Origin of the sequence: Comamonas sp. NLF-1-9, assembly GCF_019195435.1 — a bacterium.
GTDB lineage: Bacteria > Pseudomonadota > Gammaproteobacteria > Burkholderiales > Burkholderiaceae_C > Comamonas_C.
On record NZ_CP078069.1, the window covers coordinates 656,758 to 674,198 of the forward strand.

Here is a 17,441-nt window from a genome sequence, read left to right on the forward strand (position 1 = left end):
CCGGCGCGGCCTGCGCTTCAGTCCTGCTGCTCCAGAAAGCGCTGCGCGTCCAGCGCCGCCATGCAGCCGGTGCCGGCGCTGGTGATGGCCTGGCGATAGACGTGGTCTTGCACGTCGCCGGCGGCAAACACGCCGGGCACGCTGGTTTGCGTGGCAAAGCCCTGGTGGCCGCCCTGGGTGATGATGTAGCCGCCTTCCATTTCGAGCTGGCCGGTGAAGATGCCGGTGTTGGGCGCATGGCCGATGGCGATGAAGCAGCCCTGCACCGCGACCTCTTCGGTAGCGCCGCTGTCCACATGCTTGACGCGAACGCCCGAGACGCCCTTGGCGTCGGAGAGCACTTCCTCGACGGTGTAGGGGGTCTTGAGCTCGATCTTGCCGCTGGCCACGCGCTCCATGAGCTTGTCCACCATGATCGGCTCGGCGCGGAACTTGTCGCGCCGATGGATCAGCGTGACCTTGCGCGCGATGTTGGCCAGGTACAGCGCTTCTTCCACCGCGGTGTTGCCGCCGCCGACCACGCACACGTCCTGGTCGCGGTAGAAGAAACCGTCGCAGGTGGCGCAGGCCGACACGCCCTGGCCCATCAGCGCCTGCTCCGAGGGCAGGCCAAGGTACTTGGCCGAGGCGCCGGTGGCGATGATGAGCGCGTCGCAGGTGTAGCTCTCGCTGCCCTGCAGGCGAAACGGGCGCTGGCTCAGGTCCGCCGATTCGATGTGGTCGAAGATGACCTCGGTATCAAAGCGCGTGGCGTGGGCCAGAAAGCGCTCCATCAACGCCGGGCCTTGCACGCCTTCGACGTCGGCCGGCCAGTTGTCCACCTCGGTCGTGGTGGTGAGCTGACCGCCCTGGGCCATGCCGGTGATCAGCACCGGCTTGAGATTGGCGCGCGCCGCGTAGAGGGCGGCGGTGTAGCCCGCGGGGCCGGAGCCCAGGATCAGAACTTTGGCGTGTCGTGTGTTTGGCATGGAAGAGGGCGCAGCGGTAACGGACTGAAAAAAGCGTCAGGCCGGTGATTGTATGAACCGCGCACCGGCCACGCCGGGCCGGGCGCATGCAGTAAGCTCGGGCAAGGCCGGACAAGCCCCTCGCGCGCCGCAGCCCATCCCCAGGCGGGGCGCGCGCCACACCGGGGACTTGTTCAGCATTGCCCCAAGCTTCCTTCGAGATGTCCTACTCCTCCAATAGTCTGAATGTGCCGGGCAGGGCCGGCGCGCGTGGTGCGGTGGCCCGTTTCGGGCAGGAAATCCTGCTGCTGCTGGGTTTGCTGCTCTGGCTGTTCTGGCTGCTGGCCCTGTGGAGCTATTCACCGCAGGACGAAGCCTGGTCAACCGCGGGCGCGGCGGCTGGCCAGGCCGCGGCCAACTGGGTCGGGCGCCTGGGCGCCTGGGTGGCCGACGGCAGTTATTTCATGCTCGGTTTTTCCGTCTGGTGGCTGATGGCCGCGGGCGTGGTCGCGTGGTTTGCGGCGCTGGCGCGCTGGGTGCGCGGCGAGGGCGACGCCGGCGCCGCGCGCCAGCGCCGACGCCTGTTCTGGGGCGGCCTGCTGATGCTGATGCTGGCCAGTTGCGCGCTGGAGTGGTCGCGCCTGTACCGCTTCGAGCCGCTGCTGCCCGGGCATGCGGGCGGCATGCTGGGCTACGCCGTCGGGCCGCTGGCGGTGCGCTGGCTCGGCTTTACCGGATCGGGCATCGCCGGCGTGGTGCTGACGGTGCTGGGCGCGGCCTGGGTTTTCGGGTTTTCCTGGGGCGTGCTGGCGCAGCGCCTGGGCATGCTGGCCGACCGCGGCCTGCAGTGGGCTCGGGTGCAGCGCGAACGCGCGCGCGACCAGGCCGCGGGGCGGCGCGCAGCGCGCGAGCGCCAAGAGGTGCTGCTGGGCGAGCGCCCCGACGAGGGCGATGCGGCCGAGCCGCACCCGGGCGCGGTGCACATCGTCGAGCCGCCGGCGGCGGCCCAGGCCGCGCCGAGCACGCGCGTGGTGCAGGAGCGGCAAAAGCCCTTGTTCACTGAACTGCCCGACAGCCCGCTGCCGCAGATCGACTTGCTGGATGCGGCGCCGGCGCGCCAGGAGTCGGTCTCGGCCGAGACGCTGGAGATGACCAGCCGCCTGATCGAGAAGAAGCTGCGCGACTTCGGCGTGGAGGTGGCGGTGGTCGCGGCCATGCCCGGCCCCGTGGTCACGCGCTACGAGATCGAGCCCGCCACGGGCGTGAAGGGCTCGCAGATCGTGAACCTGGCCAAGGACCTGGCGCGCAGCCTCAGCCTGGTGTCGATCCGCGTGATCGAGACGATTCCGGGCAAGAACTGCATGGCGCTGGAGCTGCCCAATGCGCGCCGGCAGATGATCCATTTGTCGGAGGTGCTGGGCTCGCAGGTCTACCACGACGCCAGAAGCCTCTTGACCATGGGCCTGGGCAAGGACATCGTGGGAGCACCGGTGGTGGCGGACCTTGCCCGCATGCCGCACTGCCTGGTGGCGGGCACCACGGGTTCGGGCAAGTCGGTGGGCATCAACGCGATGATTCTCTCGCTGCTCTACAAGGCCGAGCCGCGCGACGTGCGTCTGATGATGATCGACCCCAAGATGCTGGAGATGTCGGTCTACGAGGGCATTCCGCACCTGCTGTGCCCGGTGGTCACCGACATGAAGCAGGCCGCGCACGGCCTGAACTGGTGCGTGGGCGAGATGGAGCGGCGCTACAAGCTGATGAGCAAGCTCGGTGTGCGCAACCTCGCGGGCTACAACGCGCGCATCGCCGAAGCGCATGCGCGCGGCGAGTCGATAGGCAACCCCTTCAGCCTCACGCCCGAGGAGCCCGAGCCGCTCGATCGGCTGCCGCACATCGTGGTCGTCATCGACGAGCTGGCCGACCTGATGATGGTCGTGGGCAAGAAGATCGAGGAGCTGATCGCCCGCCTGGCGCAGAAGGCGCGCGCGGCCGGCATCCATTTGATTCTGGCGACCCAGCGCCCGAGCGTGGACGTGATCACCGGCCTGATCAAGGCCAACATCCCCACGCGCATCGCGTTTCAGGTGAGTAGCAAGATCGACAGCCGCACCATCCTCGACCAGATGGGCGCCGAGGCCCTGCTGGGCATGGGCGACATGCTCTACCTGCCTTCGGGCACGGGGCTGCCGATCCGCGTGCACGGCGCCTTCGTGAGCGACGACGAGGTGCACCGCGTGGTCAGCTACCTCAAGGAACAGGGCGAGCCCGACTACATCGACGGCGTGCTCGAAGGCGGCAGCGCCGAAGGCGAGGACAGCGGCTTTGGCGCCGAAGGCGAGGGCGGCGGCGAGAAGGACCCGATGTACGACCAGGCGGTGGAGATCGTGCTCAAGGACCGCAAGGCCAGCATCTCCTACGTGCAGCGCAAGCTGCGCATAGGCTACAACCGCTCGGCGCGCCTGCTCGAAGACATGGAAAAGGCGGGCCTGGTCAGCGCCCTGACCAGCAGCGGCCAGCGCGAGGTGCTGGTGGCCGCGCGCGCCGAATGAAGGCAGACACGATGCAACGTTATTTCTTCACTATTTTGATAGCTGCTTGCGCAAGCGGGGCATGGGCTCAAGGCCTGAAAAGCCTGGAAAGCTTCATGCAGCAGGCGCGCAGCGGCGAGGCCGAATTCACCCAGACCGTCACCGCCCCGGCGCGCGACGGCCAGACGGCGCCGCCCAAGGTGTCCAGCGGCCACTTCGCCTTCGAGCGCCCGGGGCGCTTTCGCTTCGACTACGCCAAGCCCTTCGTGCAGACCATCGTGGCCGACGGCAAGACCCTGTGGCTCTACGACGCCGACCTGAACCAGGTGACCGAGCGCGCCCAGGACCAGGCGCTGGGCAGCACGCCCGCAGCCTTGCTGACCGCGCGGCCCGACCTGGCCGCGCTGGCCAAGGATTTTTCGCTGAGCGAGCAGCCCGACGCCGACGGCCTGCATTGGGTGCTGGCAAGCCCGAAGGCGCAGGACGGGCAGATCGCCAGCGTGCGCGTGGGCTTCAGGGACGAGGTGCTGGCGCGCCTGGTCATCGTCGACCACTTCGGCCAGCGCTCGGAATTGCGCTTCAGCGACTTCAAGCTCAACGCGCCGCTGCCGGCGGGCAGCTTTCGCTTCACGCCGCCCAAGGGGGCGGACGTGCTGCGCGAGTGAGCCCGGCGCCGCGCGGCTTCAGACCTGCAGGGTCTTGAGCCAGTCGCGAAAGTGCGCACCCACTTGCGGGTGCTGCAAGGCCAGCTCCACGGTGGCCTGCAAAAAGCCTTCCTTGCTACCACAGTCGTAGCGCTTGCCGCTGTAGGCGTATGCGTAGACAGCCTCGTGGCGCATGAGGCGCGCGATCGCGTCGGTGAGCTGGATCTCTCCGCCCACGCCGCGCGGCTGCTGGCGGATTTCCTCGAAGATGCGCGGCGTGAGCACATAACGCCCGGCCACGCCCATGCGCGACGGCGCTACTTCGGGCGCGGGCTTTTCGATGATCTCTTCAATGCGCAGCAGCGGCCCGCCGGCGTCCTCGCCCTTGACGATGCCGTAGCGCCGGGTTTCTTCCTGCGGCACTTCCTGCACCGCCAGCAGCGAGCGGCCCTGCTTTTCAAAGGCCGCCGCCATCTGCGCCATCACGCCGGGCCCGCCCGGCTCGCCCACCATCAAGTCGTCGGCCAGCAGCACCGCAAACGGTTCATTACCCACCAGCGGCTCGGCGCAGAGCACCGCATGCCCCAGGCCGAGCGAGCGCGGTTGGCGCACGAAGAGGCAGTTCATGTCTTCGGGGATGACGCTGCGTACCAGGTGCAGCAGCGCCTGCTTGCCGGCGGCTTCCAGCTCGCTTTCGAGCTCGTAGGCGGTATCGAAGTGGTCCTCGATCGCGCGCTTGCTGCGACCGGTGACAAAGACCATGTCGCGGATGCCGGCCTCGTAGGCTTCTTCCACCGCGTACTGGATCAGGGGCTTGTCCACTACCGGCAGCATTTCCTTGGGCGCTGCCTTGGTGGCCGGCAGAAAGCGCGTACCCAGCCCCGCGACGGGGAAGACGGCCTTGCGAATGAGGGTGGTCATGGTGGTTCCTGATGGTTCGGTTTTTCTCCCTCCCCTGTGGGGGAGGGTTGGGGTGGAGGCCAGCGGCGGCGCAGTCGCCGCCAGCCCCCATCCCCGCCTTCCCCCAGAGGGGGAAGGAGTCGTCAGGCCAGCCGGGCGAGTTGCTCCTCGATGCGCGCCAGCGTGCTGCCGAAGTCGGCCATGCGCTGCTTTTCCTGCTCGATCACCGCGGCCGGGGCCTTGGCCACGAAGGCCTCGTTGGCCAGCTTGCCCCGGGCCTTGGCGATCTCGCCCGACAGGCGCGCCGCCTCCTTGGCCAGGCGCGCCTTCTCGGCCGCGACGTCGATCTGCACATGCAGCGCCAGACGCGCCTTGCCCGCGACCAGCACCGGAGCCTGTCCGGCCGCCGCCTGCCAGGCGGACTCGTCCTCGAAGAGCTTGAGCTCGCTCAGGCGCGCCAGATTCTGCAGTACGGCCGCGTGCTCGCGCAGAAAGCCTGCCTCCTCGCCGTCGTCGGCCACCGCCAGCAGGGGCAAACGCTGTGCCGGCGACACGCCCATCTCGCCGCGCAACTGACGGCAGGCATCCACCATCTGCTGCAGGTGCTGCACCTGGGCGCACGCGGCCTCGTCGATGCGCTCGGGCTGGGCCTCGGGGTAGGGCGCAAGCATCACCGAAGGCCCGGCGCGGCCGGCCACGGGCGCGACCACCTGCCACAAGGCCTCGGTGACGAAGGGGATGATGGGGTGCGCCAGGCGCAGGATGGTCTCCAGCGTGCGGATCAGCGTGCGCCGGGTGCCGCGCTGCGCGGCCTCGTCCCCGGTTTGCAACTGCACCTTGGCAATCTCCAGGTACCAGTCGCAGAAGGCGTTCCAGACGAACTCGTAGATCGCGGTAGCGACGTTGTCCAGACGGTATTCGGCAAAACCCTGGGCCACCGCGGCCTCGGCCTTTTGCAGCTCGGAGACGATCCAGCGGTCGGCTGCGGAAAACGACATCCGGCCATTGGCGCAATTGCTCAGCCCGTCGAGCCCGCAGTCGTAGCCCTCGCAGTGCATAAGCACGAAGCGGCTGGCGTTCCAGAGCTTGTTGCAGAAATTGCGGTAGCCCTCGCAGCGCTTGCTGTCGAAGTTGATGCTGCGGCCCAGGGACGCCAGCGCCGCGAAGGTGAAGCGCAGCGCGTCCGCCCCGTAGGCGGGGATGCCCTCGGGGAATTCCTTTTGCGTGTTCTTCTTCACCTGCGGGGCCGTTTCGGGGCGGCGCAGGCCGGTAGTGCGCTTTTCCAGCAGGGGCGCGAGCGCAATCCCATCGATCAGGTCCACCGGGTCCAGCACATTGCCCTCGGACTTGCTCATCTTCTTGCCCTGCGCGTCGCGCACCAGGCCGTGGATGTACACGTGCCTGAACGGCACGCGGCCGGTGAAGTGCGTGGTCATCATGATCATCCGGGCCACCCAGAAGAAGATGATGTCGTAGCCGGTGACGAGGACCGAGCTGGGCAGGTAGAGGTTGTAGTCGTCGGGGGGCGCGTCACTCTGGTCGGGCCAGCCCATGGTCGAAAACGGCACCAGGGCGCTGGAATACCAGGTGTCCAGCACGTCCTCGTCGCGGCGAAGCTGCTTGCCCGGTGCCTGGGCCTGCGCCTCGGCCTCGCTGCGGGCCACGTACACCTTGCCGTCCTCGTCGTACCAGGCGGGAATCTGGTGTCCCCACCAGAGCTGGCGCGAGATGCACCAGTCCTGGATGTTGTTCATCCACTGGTTGTAGGTGTTGACCCAGTTCTCGGGCACGAACTGCACATGGCCAGAGGCCACCGCGTCGATGGCCTTCTGCGCGATGCTCTTGCCGGTGGCGTCGCCTTCGCCGATCTTGGACATCGCCACGAACCACTGGTCGGTCAGCATGGGCTCGATGATCTGCCCCGTGCGGGTGCACACCGGCACCATCAGCTTGTGCTTCTTCGTCTCGACCAGCAGGCCCTGCTCCTCCAGGTCGGCCACGATGGCCTTGCGGGCGGCGAAGCGGTCCAGGCCGCGGTACTGCTCGGGCGCGTTGTCGCTGATGGTGGCGGCCAGCGTCAGCACCACCTCCATGGGCAGGCCATGGCGCTGGCCCACGGCGTAGTCGTTATTGTCGTGCGCGGGCGTGACCTTGACCACGCCGGTGCCGAACTCGCGGTCCACGTACTCGTCGGCAATGATGGGGATCTGGCGGCCCACCAGCGGCAGCGTCACGCTTTTGCCGATCAGGTGCGCGTAGCGCTCGTCCTCGGGGTGCACCATGACGGCCACGTCGCCCAGCATGGTCTCGGGCCGCGTGGTGGCCACGACCAGCTGGCCGGAGCCGTCGGTGAGCGGATAGGCGATGTGCCAGAGCGAGCCGTCGCGCTCCTCGTTTTCCACCTCCAGGTCGGAGACGGCGGACTGCAGCACCGGGTCCCAGTTGACCAGGCGCTTGCCACGGTAGATCAGGCCCTGCTCATACAGGCGCACGAAGGTCTCGGTCACCACCTTGGAGAGTTTCTCGTCCATGGTGAAGTACTCGCGGCTCCAGTCCACGCTGTCGCCCATGCGGCGCATCTGCGTGGTGATGGTGTTGCCGCTTTTCTCCTTCCATTGCCAGACCTTGGCGGTGAAGGCTTCGCGCCCCAGGTCGCGCCGGCCCACGCCTTGCTCCTGCAGCTGGCGCTCCACCACGATCTGCGTGGCAATGCCGGCGTGGTCCGTGCCCGGCACCCAGACCGTGTTGAACCCCTTCATGCGGTGGTAGCGCGTGAGGCTGTCCATGATGGTCTGGTTGAAGGCGTGGCCCATGTGCAACGTGCCGGTCACGTTGGGCGGCGGCAGCTGGATGGCAAAACCCGGCTGGCCGGCGTCGGGCTGGCCGCTGCCGCGCACCCCGGCGCGGGCGTAGCCGCGCTCTTCCCACAGCGGCCCCCAATGGGCCTCCAGCGGTGCGGGGTCGAAGGATTTGGACAGGCTGGACAGGCCCGGTTGTGCAGGGGTTGCGCTCATGGCATGAAAAACGGCATCCCGCGGGACGCCGTGCTAGGCAAAAGGAAAAGGGCGGCCTGATTTTATGCGGTCGGCCAGCAGCTATCACGATGATAGCTGTTCGCGCAGGCAGGACAAGCGCAGACGGCCGATTTTGTTCAGATACTGCGTGGGCGATTCACGGTTTGGCCAGCAGGCCTTGCACCAGCGCCCCGAGCGCGATGCCCCCGAGCGCATAAAGCAGCATCCAGTTGCCCGCGCCCAGGCCGGCAATTGCCGGGCCGGGGCAGACGCCGCTCAGGCCCCAGCCCACGCCAAAGAGCGCGGCGCCCGCCAGCGTGCGCGCGCCCGGGTGCATGGGATGGCGCTGGAACTGCCCGCCCAGCACCGGGCGGCGCAGCAGGCGCGGCAGCAGCGCATAGGCCAGGCCGGTGACCAGCACCGCGCCGCCCAGCACCAGCACCAGGCCAAAGTCCTGAAAGCGCAGAAAGCTCAGCACCACCTCGGGGCGGATCATGGTGGAAGCGGCCAGGCCGAAGCCAAAGAGCATGCCGGCGGCGAGCGTCGCCAGGGCGCGTGCGGATGTCATGCCTGCAGCCTCCAGACCAGGTTGGCGGTGATCATCGCGGTGGCCATGAAGCACAGCACCGCCAGCGCCGAGGGCCATTGCAGCGAACCCAGGCCGCAAATGCCGTGCCCCGAGGTGCAGCCATGGCCCATGCGCGCGCCAAAGCCGGCGATGAAGCCGCCGACCAGCAGTTGCCAGGCCGGCACGGCGGTGGTCTCAGGCCCCGGGCCGCCGAGCCATAGCCACCACAGCAGCGCGCCGAGGATGAGCCCGGCCGCGTACTGCAGGCGCCAGGTGCGCGAGCCGCGCAGCGCCGGCTGCTGGAAGAAGGGCCGCTGCACGATGAAGGACCAGGTCGAGGAGAACACGCTGCTCATGCCGCCGACCAGGCCGGTCATGGCAAACAGCAGCGCCACGCCCAGGCCAATGCACAGGCCGCCCAGCAGGTAATGCTCCCAGCCGAGCGGAAACAGGGTGGATGCGAGGTTCATGCCGGCCATTATCTGCCTGCCGGCGCGCGCAGGCGGCGCCCGCCCTCAGGGCGATTGCGGGCTTGGTGCGCTGCTGCCCGTGCGCGCGGCGGCGTCCTGCGGTGCCTGGGGGCCGGCCATGCGGCCGGTGTCGGCGTCGCGGCGCGCCACCCACCAGAACACCTGGGCGAGCCAGAGCAGCGCCACCATCGTGGAAATGGCGGTAAGCCACTGGCCCAGGCGCTCCTGGTCCCCGAGCAGATAAGCGTTGCACAGGCGCAGCGGCGACTGCGCATAGAGCTGCCCGACGACCGCGCCCATGAGCAGCATGTTGCCCAGAAAGAAGCCCTGGGCCACCAGCCCCGCCTGCCGCCAGGACAGGCGCAGGGCCGCGCCGGCGGTCAGCAGAGCGCTGCACTTGGCGAGTTCGACCGCGGGCGCGACCAGCGCCAGGTCGAGCACGCGCGGAATCATCAGCACGGCGAGGACCGTGCCCGCCAGCAGCAGCCCGCTGATGCCCGAGGCGTTCCAGCGCGCCAGCCGCTCGCGCGCGTGCGCGGACAAGCCGCCGGCCAGCAGCGCCCCCGCAAGCATCCACAGCGGGTACTGCAGCACCATGTGGCGCCACATGCTTGCCTCCAGCAGCGCGCGCGCCGCCGGCAGCGCCAGCACCGCGGCCAGCAGCAGGCCCAGCCAGGCCAGCCGCCGATCGCCAAGCAATGCGATGAGTTTGCGTCCCCGGTGCCCGTTCATGAGCGCTTGGAGGCGAGCTGGCGCGCGTAGTTCAGCGCCAGTTCCTGCTCGGCCAGGTCGAACACCCGCACCATGCGCCCCTGGGTGTCGAACACCAGCAGCGCGGCGTTGTGCTCGAATTCGCCCAACTCGTCGGGAATCACGACCACGCCCAGGCGCTCGAGCAGCGCGCGCTGCTGCACGGCGTCGGGAACGCTGGCAAAACGCCAGAGGTCGGCATCGGCGCCGAGCTTGTCGGCATAGGCCTGCAGCACCGGGGCGCTGTCGTGCGCGCCATCGAAGGACAGCGACAGCAGCCGCAGCGGCGCCGCACCGGCACGTGCTGGCTCGGCCTGCAACTGCGCCTGCAGTTGCTGGAATGTGCTGCCCAGCGACAGGCAGACCGTCTGGCAGCGGGTGTAGAAGAAGTCGGCAATCGTCACGCTGCCCCGGGCCGCGGCGGCCAGCGTGGGCGCGGGTAGCAGCGTGCCCTGCAGCGCCACATCGGGCAGGGGCACGGGAGCGAGCGCCACCTCCAGGCGGCGCGCGCCTTCTTCGGTCCAGACGCGAAAGTCGTGCGTGAGCCAGCTGGCCGCCAGGTAGCCGCCGATCGCCACGAGCAGGCTGATCAGCGCGGTACGCAGCACCATGGGCGGCTCAGGGCTCCAGCGCCTTGAGCGCCTCGCCGCTCTCAAACGGCGTGTCGCGCCCGCTCTTGCGCTCCTGGGCCAGCAGCTCGGCGCTCACCGGCTCGTTCTTGTTCGACCAGCTGCTGCGGATATGCGTGAGCACGCCGGCGAGCTCGGCGTCGCTCAGCTGCGCAAAGCTCGGCATCAGGCCCTTGTAGGTATTGCCCTTGACGGTGATCTCGCCGTCTATGCCGTGCAGCACGATGTTGGCCAGGATCTTGGGGCTGCCATGCACCCATTCCGAGCCGTCCAGCGGCGGGAACACCCCGGGCAGGCCGGCGCCGCTGGCCTGGTGGCAGGAGGCGCAGTTGGCCGCGTAGATCGCGCCGCCGTCGACCGCCGCGTCCGCGCCGCCGCCACCGGCGGGCTTGGCCTGCAGGTCGGCCAGGGTGCGCTCGTCGCCCATCCAGGGGCGGCTGTAGGGGCCGGAGATGGCGATGTAGATGATGCCAAAGAGCACCATGCCGACGGCGATCAGCGCCGGCAGCAGCGGCATGGGCCGGATGCGCTCTTCCGGGTCGGTGCTCTCGCGTCGCTGGGCCTCGGGACGTTCGTTGGAATTGGGCATGCGTTACCTCACAGGTTCAGTCCGGTCGGCGCGCTCATTGCGGATCGGCCGGCACGATCGGGTAGTTGCGCTTGAGCGACTGCAGGTACTTGACCAGGTCCAGCGCCTCGGGCTTGGCTACCACCACCTTGCCTTCCGGGGCAGTGCCCGGCGGCAGATTCACCACGGTCTCGTCCTTGTCCGCCTTGTCCTTGACCTCGAACATGTAGGGGTAGGACGGCATGATCGATTCCTTGACATAGGCGCGCGGCTGGTACAGGTGCCCCAGGTTCCAGTCCAGGCTGGGCTGGCGCACGCCGATGTTGAACAGGTCCGGCCCGGTGCGCATGCTGCCCAGCAGGTGCGGGCGGTCGTAGGTGTAGTCCGCCGGCACCGACACCCGGCCCCAGCCGCGCTTGGCGTCGGGGGCGAAGCTCGCGTCGCGCGGCTGCTGGGTGTGGCAGTACATGCAGCCGTTGGCGATGTAGACCTCGCGTCCGCGCAGCTCGGCGCTGGTGTAGGGCTTGAGCCCCTCGGGCGCGGGGATGTCGCGCACCTGGAAGTAGGGGATGAGCACCAGCGCCGCCACCGCGATGGTGAAGGTCACCATGGTGCCGGTGATCAGCTTGACTTCATTTTCCATGGGCCACCTCCAGCTTGCGCGGCTCGTGGTTGAACAGGGCGGCGCCGGTGCGGTTGGGGCCGAAGCGCAGCACCATCACCAGCACGTGGAAGGCGAAGATCAGATGGCTTGCGACCATCATCGAGCCGCCTATGCTGCGCCAGTAGAGGTAGGGAATGGTGAGCGTGACCGAATCCATGAAGGGCTTGCTCTCGTCGAGCATGGCCAGGCCTTGCAGCCAGCCGCCGTAGGTCAGCGGGCCAAAATAGATCAGGATGCCGATCGCGGCCAGCCAGAAGTGCCAGGAGATCAGCTTCGGGAAGGGCCATTCCCAGCGCAGGATGCGCGGCAGCATGAAGTAGACCGCGCCAAACAGCACCATGGTGACGAAGCCGTAGGCGCCCAGGTGGGCGTGGGCCACGGTGAAGTGCGTGAAGTGGGCGACGCGGTTGACCGAGCGCAGCGCCTCGAACGAGCCCTGCACCGAGGACAGCATGTACATGAAGCCGCCGAACATCATGAAGCGCAGCGTGGGCGAATACAGCGCCAGCTTCATGCGCCCCCACATGGTGCCGGCCATGTTCACCGAGAACGCGGCCACCGGCACGATCATCATCATGCTCTGCACGATGGAGAGCGTGATCAGCCACTCGGGCACCGGCCCGCCCACCAGATGGTGGCCGCCGACCTGGGCGTAGAAGAAGGCCAGCGTCCAGAAGCCCAGGATGGACAGGTTGTAGGAGCTCACGCGCCGCCCTATCACCTTGGGCAGGAAGTAGTAGATCGCGCCGAGCGCCGCCGGCGTGAACCACAGGCCGAGCACGTTGTGGCCGTACCACCAGTTCATCGTCGCCTGCTCCACGCCGTAGTGCGCGCCGGGGAACTTGGCCACGGTGAACAGCAGCGCGATCCACAGCAGCGAGCCCACGTGGTACCAGGCGCTTACGTAGATTTCATGCGCCTTGCGGTGCACCACGGTGGAGATCACCGGAATGATGATGCAGATGAAGCCGGCCACCAGGAAGATGCCGATCTGCCAGGGGATCTCGAGGTATTCCATGCCGGCCGTCCAGCCCGCGCCAAAGCCGCCGATGGCGCTGGCGATGCCGACGTTGATCAGCGCGCCGCCCATCATCACGAACAGCGGCCCGCGCAGCGGCGTGCGCATCAGGCGCGGCAGCAGCCAGACGATGATGCCCAGCTCGCAGTTGGTGATCCAGCCGTAGAGCACCGCGGTGAGGTGGTAGGTGCGCATGCGCCCGAAGGTCTCCCAGGCCTCGCCCACCAGCCAGTCGGGCCAGTGCAGCTTGAGCGAGGCGGTCAGGCCCGCGAGCGAGCCCACCACCAGCCACATCACCGCAAAGCCGATGAACATGAAGGCCGGAAACGAGGTGGAGCGGTCGGCCGCGATGCGGTCTTCGAGCTCTTGCGGGTCTTCGGCCTGCATCAGCTCGCGGCCCTTGTCCTGGGTCTCGTCTATGGCCTGTTGCAAGCGCGCTTCACCGCCGGGGGTGAGCGATGGGTCGTCGGCCTTGCCCACCTCGCCCGGGGCAAAGATGGTGCCCGCCGCCTTGGGGTTTTCAACGAACAGCCCCTTGCGCATGGACCACATGAAGACGAAAAGTCCTATGAGGGACAGCACAAAGGCCGACAACAGGCTGACTACTGCGCTGTCCATGACGGCTTCCTTTTCTCAAGCATATTTTCGGAATGTGGGAATTGACGAAAATCAAGTATCGGGTAAACCCGCAGATTATAGGAAGCGCCACCCTCGCAAACTCCCAGATACCCTTACGCAGACCCGGGTTCTCCGCCCGCGCGCCGCAGCCCTCGGCCCGGCCGCGCCGCGCCTACACTTGCCGCCATGGTCCGCCTGATTCTTGGCATTGAATCTTCCTGCGACGAAACCGGTGTGGCGCTGGTGCGCCTGCCTGGCCCAAAGGCCCGGCCGCAGTTGCTGGCGCATGCACTGCACAGCCAGATCGCGATGCACCAAGCCTACGGCGGCGTGGTGCCTGAACTCGCCAGCCGCGACCACATCCGCCGCGTGCTGCCGCTCACCCAGGCAGTGCTGCAGCAGGCCGGGCTGGCGCTGTCCGCCGTGGATCTGGTGGCCTTCACGCGCGGGCCGGGGCTGGCCGGCGCCTTGCTGGTGGGGGCGGGCGTGGCCTGCGCCCTGGGCGCGGCGCTGGACCTGCCGGTGCTGGGCGTGCACCACCTCGAAGGCCATCTGCTGTCGCCCTTCCTCGGCGCCGATCCGCCCGAATTCCCCTTCGTCGCGCTGCTGGTCTCGGGCGGGCACACCCAGCTCATGCGCGTGGATGCGGTAGGCCGCTACGCGCTGCTCGGTGAAACCGTGGACGACGCTGCCGGCGAGGCCTTCGACAAGTCGGCCAAGCTGCTCGGGTTGCCGTACCCGGGCGGGCCGGCGCTGGCCCGCCTGGCCGAGGGCGGCAGGGCCCAAGCCTTCAGGCTGCCGCGGCCGCTGCTGCACAGCGGCACGCTGGATTTTTCCTTTGCCGGTCTCAAGACGGCGGTGCTCACCCAGGCGCGCAAGCTCGGTGACGAGCTGCCGGCGCACACTGCCGACCTGGCCGCCAGCACCCAGGCGGCGATCGTCGAGGTGCTGGTGAAGAAGTCGCTTGCGGCGCTGCAGCAGACCGGGCTGCAGCGCCTGGTGGTGGCCGGCGGTGTGGGGGCCAATGCGCTGCTGCGCGCACAGCTCGACGCGGCCTGCAGCGCGCGCGGCGTGCGCGTGCATTACCCCGAACTGCAGCTGTGCACCGACAACGGCGCGATGATCGCGATGGCCGCGGCGATGCGCGTGCAGGCCGGGCTGGTTCGCCCCGAGCGCGACTACGCCTTCGACGTGCTGCCGCGCTGGTCCTTGCAGGATATTGCCGCTTGAAACAGGCTGTGGAGCGGCGCTTGCAGCACCCGCGCTGCTGCACAATCGCTCTTCCATGCCGATTGCCAGACACCCTTTATCGCTTTCCTTCGGCCTCGCGGCGCTGCTGCTTGCGGGCGCGCTGACGGGCTGCGCGCGTCTGCCCGAAGCGCTGCCCGGGCCGGAGCGCAACATCGCCTTCACGCCCAACGATTTCGACCGCTCCGACCTGCACACGCGCCACCTGCGCGCCAGCCAGCAGCAAAGCTGCGAGGCGGCGCGCCGCGCGCTGCTCAGCCAGGGCTACATCGTGGAAACCGCCACCGCCGAGGACGTCAAGGGGCGCAAGTACTACCAGCCCACGCCCGACGTGCACTACGAGGTGCAGATGCGCGTGGTCTGCGCGCCCGACGCCCAGGGCGTGGGCGGCACCGCGGTCTTTGCCAGCGCCATCCAGGACCGCTACGTGATCAAGAAGGTGAACAACTCGGCGTCGCTGGGTGTCGGCGGCCTGGGTTCGCTGTCGCTGCCGCTCAACGCCACCGACGACACCCTGGTCAAGGTAGGCAGCGAAACCATCACCGACGCGCACTTTTATGCCAGCTTTTTCGAGCTGTTTGCGCGCTACCTGCCTGCGCCCGGGCCACGCGTGCAGCAACCGGTGACGGTGCAGCCCGTGCCCCAGCCGCACGCCGAGGACGCGGCGGTAGCGCCGCTGGACAGGGCCGCGACGCAGTAGCGCGCGCCGGACTGCATCAGGCGGCGCTCTCGGGGCGTGCGGCGCTGCGCGGGGGCGCTGGCTGGCGCAGCGCCGCCCAGGGCAGCCGGCGCAGCCGGCGGCGCAGCTCGGCAAGCGTCGCTTCGGGCGCCGGGCCGTAGCGCGCCCGCTCCAGTTGCAGCAGCCAGTCGGCCAGCGGCTCGGCCGCCGGGCCCGCGCTCTCGCGCAGGCGGCGGGCCATGGTGCGCGCGGGCAGATGCTCGGGGAGGTTCAGGCGGGCGCGGCGCAGGCGCCGGTGCAAATCCTGCATCAGCCGCTGCCAGGGGTCGAGCCGGTAGCGCTCGCGCAGCGCCCAGGCGGCGCCGGCGAGCGCAGCAGCGGCGGCGAGCAGGCCGAGCACGCGCACCAGGTCGCGCCAGTCCGGGTCGTGCAGGCCCAGGCGCTTGAGCAGGTCGAGCTGGCGCTCTTGCGTGTAGTTCAGCACCCACTGCGTCCAGCGGTTGTCCAGCGCCTCCCAGACCGAGCGCAGGCGTTGCAGCATGGACGGGCTGATGACCGCGCCCAGGGCGGTGCCGAAGGCGCCGCGCGGCGCCTGCAGGCGCTGCAGCGTGCCTATGCGCCCGGGCGCCACCGCGCCCGTCGGGTCTACCCGCACCCAGCCGCGCTCTTGCATCCAGACCTCGGCCCAGGCGTGGGCATCGCTCTGACGCACCGTCCAGTAGCCGTCCAGCGGGTTCATCTCGCCGCCCTGGTAGCCGGTGACGATGCGCGCGGGGATGTCGAGCGCGCGCATCAGCACCACGAAGGCCGAGGCGATGTGCTCGCAAAAACCCTCCTTGCGGTCGAACCAGAAGGTGTCGGCGGTGTTCTGGCCGTAGGCGCCGGGCTCCAGCGTGTAGCGGTAGCCGCCGCTGCGCAGGCGCTGCAGCGCGGCGTCCACCAGGGCCTGGGGGCCGGCGGCGCCGAGCTCGGCGCGCATGGACTGCGCCAGCGCCCGGGTGCGCGGGTCGGAGTCGGGCGGCAGCTGCAGATAGGGGCGCAGCATGGGCGTGCGCTCGCGCGGGCCGTGGCGAAAGCGCAGATAGCTCGCGGCCTCGTAGCGCAGCACACTGGTGACGGGGCGCAGCGTCACCCACTGCAGCTCGGGCGCCATCTGGGCGCGCATGCCCTGGGGCAGCTCGGGCGGCTCGACCGGGACGTCCAGCGCCAGCAGCCAGGGCCGGCGACTTGCTTCCATGGTCATCTCGTAGCGCACCGGCTCGCCCTGCACCTGCAGCTCGGCCGGCGCCGGAATCGCCCAGCTGAAGGCGCGCGCCTCGGGCTGCATCAGCGCATACCAGTCACGGCCGTTGAAGGCGCTGAGCACCGGGCCGCGAAAGTACAGCGCGGACTGCGGCGGCGGCTGGCCGCCCGGGGTGTGAAAGCGCACGCGCAGCGCCACGCTGTCGTCCAGCGCAAGCTGGGCGATCGCGCCCACGCTCATCTGGCCGGACAGGCCGCTGCGCCCCGTGGTGTCGTCGCCCGGCACGCCCCACAAGGGCGCAAAGCGCGGGAAGAAAACGAACAGCGCGAGCATGATGGGCGCGCCCAGCAGCGCCATGCGCGCCGCAGCGGCGAGCGAGGAAGCCAGGCTGGGGCGCCCGGCCGGGCGGTGCGCGTTGATCAGCGCGGTCAGCAGGCCCAGCAGCGCCAGCAGCATCATCAGCGCCACGCCCAGCGCCTGCGAAAACAGGAAGTTGGACAGCAGCGTGAAGAAGCCCAGGAAGAAGACCACCATGGCGTCGCGGCGCGCGCGCAGCTCCAGGGTCTTGAGCGCCAGCAGCATGACAACGAGCGTCACCCCGGCATCGGGCCCGGCGATGGTGCGAAAGCTCGCCAGCGTGAAGCCGGTGACGGCCAGCAGCAGCACCCAGATGACCGGGCGCGAGGGCAGCGGGCGCAGCCGCCAGGCGAGCGCGCCGCGCCACAGCAGCAGCAGCGCCCCGAGCACCGAGGCCCAGAGCGGAATGTGCGCCACCAGCGGCGCGATGCAGCAGGCCACCACCAGCAGCAGAAACAGCGTGTCGCGCGTGTCCCGGGGAAGGCTGTGCAGGCGCTGCATCATGCGCGGCCCCAAGCCAGCGAGGGGTAGCAGCTATTGAAAATATAGCTGCTAGCGCCCACCATACAAGCGTTTGAGGCGTATTTCATGCT

The 17,441-nt window shown here is 69.0% G+C and carries 15 protein-coding genes; 4 read left to right on the forward strand and 11 right to left on the reverse strand.

What is annotated here, in order from left to right; translation table 11 throughout:
* Positions 1–17 precede the first annotated feature (17 nt).
* Complete coding sequence (gene trxB / locus KUD94_RS03220) at positions 18–968, reverse strand: thioredoxin-disulfide reductase (RefSeq protein WP_218238446.1); 951 nt, start codon at positions 966–968, stop codon at positions 18–20.
* Between the two features lie 200 nt (positions 969–1,168).
* On the opposite strand from trxB, the gene KUD94_RS03225 reads away from it, so the two are divergent.
* Together KUD94_RS03225 and lolA are read left to right on the forward strand one after the other, a co-directional pair.
* Positions 1,169–3,499, forward strand: a complete 2,331-nt coding sequence (locus tag KUD94_RS03225; protein WP_218238447.1) for a DNA translocase FtsK — start codon at positions 1,169–1,171, stop codon at positions 3,497–3,499.
* 11 nt (positions 3,500–3,510) lie between these two features.
* Positions 3,511–4,143: an outer membrane lipoprotein chaperone LolA gene (gene lolA, locus KUD94_RS03230; RefSeq protein WP_218238448.1), complete on the forward strand. Its 633-nt coding sequence runs from the start codon at positions 3,511–3,513 to the stop codon at positions 4,141–4,143.
* Positions 4,144–4,161: 18 nt separating this feature from the next.
* Here the strand turns inward: lolA and galU are convergent, their stop codons facing one another.
* The 9 genes from galU to KUD94_RS03275 all read right to left on the reverse strand — a co-directional run bounded on the left by galU (position 4,162) and on the right by KUD94_RS03275 (position 13,321).
* Positions 4,162–5,043: a UTP--glucose-1-phosphate uridylyltransferase GalU gene (gene galU / locus KUD94_RS03235; protein WP_218238449.1), complete on the reverse strand. Its 882-nt coding sequence runs from the start codon at positions 5,041–5,043 to the stop codon at positions 4,162–4,164.
* 122 nt (positions 5,044–5,165) lie between these two features.
* Positions 5,166–8,036, reverse strand: coding sequence for a valine--tRNA ligase (locus KUD94_RS03240; protein ID WP_218238450.1), 2,871 nt, complete (start codon positions 8,034–8,036; stop codon positions 5,166–5,168).
* A 157-nt stretch (positions 8,037–8,193) separates the two neighbouring features.
* Positions 8,194–8,604 (reverse strand): YeeE/YedE family protein, encoded by a 411-nt coding sequence (locus tag KUD94_RS03245; RefSeq protein WP_218238451.1) that lies wholly within the window; start codon positions 8,602–8,604, stop codon positions 8,194–8,196.
* On the reverse strand, positions 8,601–9,074 hold the full coding sequence (locus KUD94_RS03250) for a YeeE/YedE family protein (RefSeq protein WP_218238452.1): 474 nt from the start codon (positions 9,072–9,074) through the stop codon (positions 8,601–8,603). Before KUD94_RS03250 ends, KUD94_RS03245 begins: the two co-directional genes overlap by 4 nt.
* A 45-nt stretch (positions 9,075–9,119) precedes the next feature.
* Complete coding sequence (locus tag KUD94_RS03255) at positions 9,120–9,806, reverse strand: hypothetical protein (protein ID WP_255568993.1); 687 nt, start codon at positions 9,804–9,806, stop codon at positions 9,120–9,122.
* Entirely contained in the window at positions 9,803–10,435 is a 633-nt protein-coding gene (locus KUD94_RS03260) for an SCO family protein (RefSeq protein ID WP_255568995.1), read from the reverse strand. The genes KUD94_RS03255 and KUD94_RS03260 overlap by 4 nt, the downstream gene beginning before the upstream one ends.
* A 7-nt stretch (positions 10,436–10,442) precedes the next feature.
* Positions 10,443–11,042, reverse strand: coding sequence for a cytochrome c (locus tag KUD94_RS03265; protein WP_218238453.1), 600 nt, complete (start codon positions 11,040–11,042; stop codon positions 10,443–10,445).
* Between the two features lie 34 nt (positions 11,043–11,076).
* Positions 11,077–11,664, reverse strand: a complete 588-nt coding sequence (locus tag KUD94_RS03270; RefSeq protein WP_218238454.1) for a cbb3-type cytochrome c oxidase subunit II — start codon at positions 11,662–11,664, stop codon at positions 11,077–11,079.
* Positions 11,654–13,321, reverse strand: coding sequence for a cbb3-type cytochrome c oxidase subunit I (locus tag KUD94_RS03275; protein WP_218238455.1), 1,668 nt, complete (start codon positions 13,319–13,321; stop codon positions 11,654–11,656). Before KUD94_RS03275 ends, KUD94_RS03270 begins: the two co-directional genes overlap by 11 nt.
* A gap of 186 nt (positions 13,322–13,507) precedes the next feature.
* On the opposite strand from KUD94_RS03275, the gene tsaD reads away from it, so the two are divergent.
* Together tsaD and KUD94_RS03285 are read left to right on the forward strand one after the other, a co-directional pair.
* Positions 13,508–14,551 (forward strand): tRNA (adenosine(37)-N6)-threonylcarbamoyltransferase complex transferase subunit TsaD, encoded by a 1,044-nt coding sequence (gene tsaD, locus KUD94_RS03280; protein WP_218238456.1) that lies wholly within the window; start codon positions 13,508–13,510, stop codon positions 14,549–14,551.
* A gap of 55 nt (positions 14,552–14,606) precedes the next feature.
* The gene (locus KUD94_RS03285; RefSeq protein ID WP_218238457.1) at positions 14,607–15,269 is read left to right on the forward strand and encodes a DUF2242 domain-containing protein; all 663 of its coding nucleotides are present in this window, start codon (positions 14,607–14,609) and stop codon (positions 15,267–15,269) included.
* 16 nt (positions 15,270–15,285) lie between these two features.
* On the opposite strand, the gene KUD94_RS03290 is transcribed toward KUD94_RS03285, so the two are convergent.
* Positions 15,286–17,352, reverse strand: coding sequence for a DUF3488 and transglutaminase-like domain-containing protein (locus KUD94_RS03290; protein WP_218238458.1), 2,067 nt, complete (start codon positions 17,350–17,352; stop codon positions 15,286–15,288).
* Positions 17,353–17,441: the final 89 nt, after the last annotated feature.

Bases quoted from the DNA above. Each gene is read 5' to 3' on its own strand.
- trxB (WP_218238446.1), bottom strand. From the start codon at position 968: ATGCCAAACACACGACACGCCAAAGTTCTGATCCTGGGCTCCGGCCCC.
- KUD94_RS03225 (WP_218238447.1), top strand. From the start codon at position 1,169: ATGTCCTACTCCTCCAATAGTCTGAATGTGCCGGGCAGGGCCGGCGCG.
- lolA (WP_218238448.1), top strand. From the start codon at position 3,511: ATGCAACGTTATTTCTTCACTATTTTGATAGCTGCTTGCGCAAGCGGG.
- galU (WP_218238449.1), bottom strand. From the start codon at position 5,043: ATGACCACCCTCATTCGCAAGGCCGTCTTCCCCGTCGCGGGGCTGGGT.
- KUD94_RS03240 (WP_218238450.1), bottom strand. From the start codon at position 8,036: ATGAGCGCAACCCCTGCACAACCGGGCCTGTCCAGCCTGTCCAAATCC.
- KUD94_RS03245 (WP_218238451.1), bottom strand. From the start codon at position 8,604: ATGACATCCGCACGCGCCCTGGCGACGCTCGCCGCCGGCATGCTCTTT.
- KUD94_RS03250 (WP_218238452.1), bottom strand. From the start codon at position 9,074: ATGAACCTCGCATCCACCCTGTTTCCGCTCGGCTGGGAGCATTACCTG.
- KUD94_RS03255 (WP_255568993.1), bottom strand. From the start codon at position 9,806: ATGAACGGGCACCGGGGACGCAAACTCATCGCATTGCTTGGCGATCGG.
- KUD94_RS03260 (WP_255568995.1), bottom strand. From the start codon at position 10,435: ATGGTGCTGCGTACCGCGCTGATCAGCCTGCTCGTGGCGATCGGCGGC.
- KUD94_RS03265 (WP_218238453.1), bottom strand. From the start codon at position 11,042: ATGCCCAATTCCAACGAACGTCCCGAGGCCCAGCGACGCGAGAGCACC.
- KUD94_RS03270 (WP_218238454.1), bottom strand. From the start codon at position 11,664: ATGGAAAATGAAGTCAAGCTGATCACCGGCACCATGGTGACCTTCACC.
- KUD94_RS03275 (WP_218238455.1), bottom strand. From the start codon at position 13,321: ATGGACAGCGCAGTAGTCAGCCTGTTGTCGGCCTTTGTGCTGTCCCTC.
- tsaD (WP_218238456.1), top strand. From the start codon at position 13,508: ATGGTCCGCCTGATTCTTGGCATTGAATCTTCCTGCGACGAAACCGGT.
- KUD94_RS03285 (WP_218238457.1), top strand. From the start codon at position 14,607: ATGCCGATTGCCAGACACCCTTTATCGCTTTCCTTCGGCCTCGCGGCG.
- KUD94_RS03290 (WP_218238458.1), bottom strand. From the start codon at position 17,352: ATGATGCAGCGCCTGCACAGCCTTCCCCGGGACACGCGCGACACGCTG.